Annotated in this window: 1 protein-coding gene; it reads right to left on the bottom strand. The window is 40.6% G+C overall.

Annotated elements, in window-relative coordinates:
- The coding region (locus tag PROCOU_RS16155) for a toxin Cry1Ac domain D-VI-related protein (protein ID WP_208855823.1) at window positions 1-551 on the bottom strand (551 nt) is incomplete at its 3' end.
- Window positions 552-581: the final 30 nt, after the last annotated feature.

Here is a 581-nt window from a genome sequence, read left to right as displayed (position 1 = left end):
TTAATAGAATCACTAGCGGTGTCATTATTGGTGAATAGTTCTTTGACAGCGTCAGTAGCCACAGTTTGGCGTTCGTTTTCAGCTTGTATAGCTTCATTTTTGGCATCAAGAAGAGTTTGAGCGGCAGCGATGTCTAGCTCTAATTCAGCTTTAACTGTTGAATCTGTGACAGCGTCTACTAAATTTTTAGCAGCATCGATAGCAGCTTGATCCGTTGTATCTTTAATAGAATCACTAGCGGTGTCATTATTGGTAAATAATTCTTTGACAGCATCAGTAGCTGCGATTTGGCGTTCGTTTTCAGCTTGTATAGCTTCATTTTTGGCATCAAGAAGAGTTTGAGCGGCAGCGATGTCTAGCTCTAATTCAGCTTTAACTGTTGGATCTGTGACAGCATCTACTAAATTTTTAGCAGCATCAATGGCTTCTTGATCCGTCGTATCTTTAATGGAATCACTAGCGGTGTCATTATTGGTGAATAGTTCTTTGACAGCGTCAGTAGCCACAGTTTGGCGTTCGTTTTCAGCTTGTATAGCTTCATTTTTTGGCATCAAGAAGAGTTTTGAGCGGCAGCGATGTAT

It is taken from the genome of Listeria rocourtiae FSL F6-920, from assembly GCF_000525975.1.
In the GTDB taxonomy this organism is placed as follows: domain Bacteria; phylum Bacillota; class Bacilli; order Lactobacillales; family Listeriaceae; genus Listeria_A; species Listeria_A rocourtiae.
Note: the sequence above shows the minus strand (reverse complement) of the source record. Positions and strands in the feature narration are given on the sequence as shown.